Genomic DNA, 5,834 nt, shown 5'->3' on the forward strand with positions numbered 1-5,834 from the left:
ATTCCACTCAGTGTAGCGCTAAAGGTTTCGGATGCTTCGGCAATATTATCATTGTTTATCGGAACTGTAAAAGTTAATATACTTCCTGCCGCAGCATTTGTCGGGAAGTTTAATGTTCCGATTGTAGTGGTGTAATCTAAACCTGCCAAAGCAGTACCATCGGTTGTACTGTAATTTACACTGAACGGGTTTTGAACCGCATTGTTCAGCGTAACTGTAAAGGTTGCGGTGCCTGCTGTTTCATTAATGGTAGGCGTAGTCGAAATACTAATACTCGCCGTATTGGCATCAATAATATTGATACTTGCTGGCGTTGTATTTACGGTTACCGCACTGTTCGAAGTGGCTAAAGTCGCAATTACCGTTTCTGTATTTTCGGTAACAGCATCAGGCTGAACATCGATGGTAATGGTTGCTGTAGTTTGACCAGCAGGAATAGTAATGGTTTTGGTTACTATCGTCGAGTAGTCGGTTCCTTCGGTTGCAGTTCCACCTAAAGTATAAGTAAGTTGTGTATCGGTTGATGCCGGATTGCTTAAGGTTACCACAAAGGTTCCTTTTATTGGTCCCGTTTCGTTACCGTTTACACCTGCAGCAATGGTAGCAACAGAAGTATCGTTATCGGTAATGGTTACCGGAGCAATTGCAGTTCCGATGGTTACCAATCCGCCGGTTACACCAGTTAAGGTTCCATTAAAAGTTTCGCTCGGTTCAACTAAATTATCGTTATTAATCGGAACGGTAAATGTTAAAGTAGCACCCGCAGGAGAATTTGCAGGGAAATTTAAGGTTCCGCTGGTGGCAGTATAATCCAGGCCAGCAACTGCTGTTCCATTTGTGGTAGCGTAAGTAACATCAAATGCACTTTGAACGGCACTACTTAAAGTTACCGTAAATGTAGCTGTTCCCGCAGCCTCATCAATACTGGTTGGACTAGTTGAAATGCTAACTGTTGCCGTATTGTTATCCAGAATATTAATACTTGCCGTTTTACTAGCTGGTGCTGTAGTAATGCTTACCAAGGCACTGTTTGAAGCAAGGAGACTGGCAATAACCGTTTCCGTTCCTTCTACAGCCAAATCTGTTTTAACAGGTATGGTAATTGTTCCGCTAGTTTGTCCGGCAGGAATGGTGATCGTTTTGGTTACAATGGTATCGTAATCTGCTCCTTCTGTTGCTGTTCCAGCCAAAGTATACGTAATTTCCGTATCTGTAGATGATGGATTACTTAAGCTTACCGTGAATGTTCCGTTAACAGGCCCGTTTTCATTTCCTGTGGTTCCGGCCGTAATGGTTGCAATTGAGCTATCATTATCGGTGATGGTTGCAGTGGCTGTTCCGGTAGCAATGGTTACCAGATTCCCTGTTACATTGCTTAATGTTGCAGCGAAAGTTTCGCTTAGCTCTACCAGATTATCGTTCGTAATCGCAACAGTAAAGGTTTGAGTAGCTCCTGCAGCTGATCCGGCCGGGAAAGTAATGGTTCCGTTTTTAGCAGTATAATCTGCTCCTGCAGTGGCAGTGCCATCTACAGTGCTATAATCAACTGTAAATTCATCTTGAATGGCATTACTTAAGGTTACCGTAAAGGTAGCCGTTCCTGCAGCTTCGCCATAACTGTTTGGTGTTGCCGAAATACTTACCGTTGCAGCATCGTTATCGGTAATGGTGGCTGTTCCGGTTGCTGTAGCAATGGTTGTTGGCCCGGTTATTCCTGAAAGTGTCGCTGTAAAAGTTTCGCTAGTTTCGGTAATATTATCGTTGATCACCGGAATGGTAAAAGTTTGCGTAGCGCCACTTACCGATCCTGCCGGGAAGGTAACCGTTCCAGTAGTTGTGGTATAATCGCCCGGTTGAACTGCTGTGCCATCGGCAGTAGCAAAATTAACCGTGAAGCTGTTCTGTACTGATCCTGTTAAGGTTACCGTGAAGGTGGCTAAACCGCCGGTAATGTTTTCAGCAACCGAAATATTGTTGATGGCAATAGAAGCGTTATCGTTATCAACAATTGATGTGTTTACACTTGCATTGCCTAAAGATGCCGGACCGGTAATCGATCCTATAGAAACTGTATAATCTTCTGTATTTTCAAGAATATTATCATCAACTATGGCCACAGGGAAAGTGATGGTACCACTTGCTGCCCCAACAACCGATCCCGCTGGGAAAGTAACGGTCGAGCTGCTAAAGTTATAATCTGCAGCATTTGTGGTATTTGGCGTTATTCCGGTAACCACAGTTACTGGCGATGCTAGGGTTGTTCCGGCTGTTCCCGTAAGGGTAACCGTATAATTAACCGCTCCTGCATTTTCATTAACCGATGTTGGTCCTGATAATACCACAGTTGGATAGATACTCACATTAACCGTAATCGGATCRCTCACTACCCCATCAGCTGTTGTTAAAGTATAAGTATAACTATCCGTTCCGGTATAACCTGCATTTGGTGTATAAGTAACTTTTCCGGTTGCATCAACTGTGGTTGTACCATGTGCACCATTCCCTGCTAATACAGTTGTATTGGTAGCTGTTGCACCATCATTGGTTTTAACATCGGTAGTAACCGGTGTGTTTACCAAGGTGTTTGCGTTGTCTGTTAGAACGAGGTGCCACTGTTATTACTCACTACAAAGTTGACCGTTTGGTTTGCAACTTCATCAGCCGGACCAGCCGCTATAGCTGTAGCCCAATTATTTACGGTTTGCGCACCAGCGGCCGCATTCACCAGCTGATCTGCTCCTTTTACAAATGAAGGTGCGTCGTTTATTGGATTTATTGTAATGTTGACATTTTTAATAGCATTGGCGTAAGCTGTTCCATCAGAACCATTCCAGTTGAAACTAGACGAACCATTAAAATTGGCATTAGGTACGAATGTTATTTTATCTAAATCGGCCCTATTTATTTCCTGTCCTGTAGTAATGTCTACCCCATTTAATTTAAGTAGACCATTAGCAGGAAGGCTTACGATCTGAATTTTTGTTAAGACATCGTTTTCCACATCGGTAAAACGATCGGTAAAATCTGTTAGAGTAAAAGGGATAACTGCATCTTCATCTCCTGTTTTACCAAAATCATCAACAACTGGCTGATCATTTACCGGGGTAACCAATATATTAACACTACCAATTGCTGAGTATGATGTACCATCGTTTCCGGCCCAGTTAAAACTAACATTTCCATTAAAGTTTAGTGCCGGAATAAAAACCAGATTAGAAATTTCGGACACCAATATTTCCTGGCCAGAAGATACTACAGAACCATTTAGCAATAGTGTACCCTGTACATTTGGAGGAAGATTTGACACCTGTATTTTTGATAAGGCATCTCCTTCCAGGTCACTAAAATTGCTGGTAAAGTTTGCTAACGTAAATGACAGGTTAACATCTTCTACAGTAGTTAAATTAATATTGGTAATAGTTGGTACATCATTAACCGGCGCAATAATAATGTTTACATCATTTTGTGCAGTTGCATATGCTGTACCATCGCTTCCGTTCCATTTAAAGGTAACTGAACCATTAAAGTTCGCCGCAGGAACAAATGTAATGTTCGCCAAATCTGCCACTGCTATTTCTTGCCCGGCAACAATATTAGTTCCGTTAAGTTTCAACACTCCCTGAGTAACGGCGGTGATATTAATGTTCACAATTGCTGGCGCATTTGCATAATCAGTTCCATCGCTACCATTATAACTAAATGATACACTACCGTTAAAGTTAGGCGCAGGCACAAAAATAAGATTGACTAAATCTGCTGCTGTAATCTCCTGTCCAACGGCCACATCTACCCCATTCAATTTAAGTATTCCTTGTGCAGCTGGAGGTAAAGTTAACACCTGTATTTTAGCTAATGTGCCATCTACATCTGTAAATTGACTGGTAAAATCTGTTGTTGTAAAAACAACATTGATATCTTCAGTTCCATTTTTAGCAACATTGGCTACTGAAGGAATATCGTTGACCGGCTGAATACTTAATGTTACCGTTTTTGTATCGCTTAACGCTGGCCCGCCTGTATTACCTTGATCGTTAATATTTACAGTTAAGGTAACATTGCCATTTGCGTTTGCAAAAGGCGCATAGGTTACTTTATTGGCTGCAATAAAACTATTAATTGCACTTATGCTTCCTGTAATCGTTATTGCATTAGTACCCGTTCCAGCAATGGCTATGCCCGCTTCGCTAATGGCGGTTAAAGTTCCCTGTCCGGATGGAACGCTCCATGTAACTACAACGTTCAGATTGCCGGCATCGGCATCGGCAAAGCTGATTCCACTTACTGCATTTGGCGTATCCTCAATTATCGAAATTGAAGTTGGAACAGTTGCAATTGGTGCAATATTATAATCCTCTCTCCAATCTCTTTCTGTTGTTGCCGGAGTATCTAAGTTAGGGAATGAGGTAGGCGTTTGGCCATTTGTTGAATTATATGCAGTATCGTTATTATCAAAAGCATCATCCAAACCATCTTTATCTGCATCAGTACCCAACGCCACTATATTAGCAATACCATTATTATCGGTATCGTACGCCTCTATGGTATCGCTGTCGCCATCATTATCTGAATCTAAATCCATGTAATCTGGTTGGTCTGCACCATCTGTATTTACAACTGAAATTCCATTAGGTCCGTAAGCATCATCTAAACCATCATTATTGGCATCAACGCCTGAAGGTGTAACATAGCCGGCGGTACYCTGTGCTTCGATATTATCAGGAATACCGTCTCCATCAGAATCAAGGTCTAAGAAATTCGGAATACCATCGCCATCTATATCTGTTACCCCTTCTACCGAATCTTTAATACCGTCACCATCAGAATCTAGATCAAGGTAATTCGGAATACCATCACCGTCGTTATCTTTAACCGTTATCGGAGTACCTGAAGGATCGCCAGCTAAAGTACCCGTAGTATTATTATAATCATCGACAATATCAACAATACCGTCATTATCAAAATCATTAACTAAACCTGTCCCCACTTTTCCATCACCATCTACATCAGGTCCACCGTTTTCTATTACATCATTAATACCATCATTATCCGAATCAGGATCCAGGAAATTAGGGGTACCATCACCGTCTTTGTCTGGTGGAGTATAGCCTCCGTTTGCAGCCAAAGGAACTCCATTGGCATCTACATTAGTGGAGCCGATTAAACCGATTCCTGGCAAACCATTATTATCTGAATCTGAGCCACCAGCTTCGATTACATCTGGAATACCATCGCCATCCGAATCCAGGTCATGATAGTTCGGTAAACCATCTCTGCCACCTGTATCAAGCATGCCGTCTACAGTATCTAAAATACCATCGTTATCATCATCCAGATCAGCTCCATCAGGAATGCCATCTTTATCATAATCTGATGAACTTCTCCAATCTCTTTCTCCTCCCGGTACCTGAACATCAGGCATTGAAAGCGGTGTTTGACCTCCATTGGTGGCGTAACCTATTGGATTGGTATTTCCATTGTCATTGTCATAAATATCAGCTAACCCATCGCCATCAGCATCAGGTAATAGATCCATAATTTCATCAGGTATTAACGCACCTGTTTGATTGTTTTTAAGATCAACTTCTAATGGGCTAGTTACTGCATTTTCGAGCCAATCTCTAAATCCATCGTTTTCGGCATCAGTATCTACGTAATCGGGTGCATTACCTCCATCTACGTTAGAATAACCAGAAATAAGTCCACCATTATTTACATCATAGGCATCATCAATGCCATCCCCGTCTGTATCCGATCCAGTAGGCGCAGCATATAAAGTAGTTGGTAAACCTTCAATAATATCTATAATTCCATCGTTGTCGGCATCAATATCCAAG

2 protein-coding genes are annotated in these 5,834 nt (G+C 41.9%); both read right to left on the reverse strand.

Going from position 1 to position 5,834, the window contains the following annotated elements; genetic code table 11:
* A partial coding sequence (locus AC1DND_RS25390) for a beta strand repeat-containing protein (protein WP_477585314.1) occupies window positions 1–2,579 on the reverse strand: 2,579 nt, incomplete at its 3' end.
* Window positions 2,580–2,596: 17 nt separating this feature from the next.
* A partial coding sequence (locus tag AC1DND_RS25395) for a beta strand repeat-containing protein (RefSeq protein WP_477585315.1) occupies window positions 2,597–5,834 on the reverse strand: 3,238 nt, incomplete at its 5' end.

It is taken from the genome of Pedobacter sp. 01N416, from assembly GCF_056399685.1.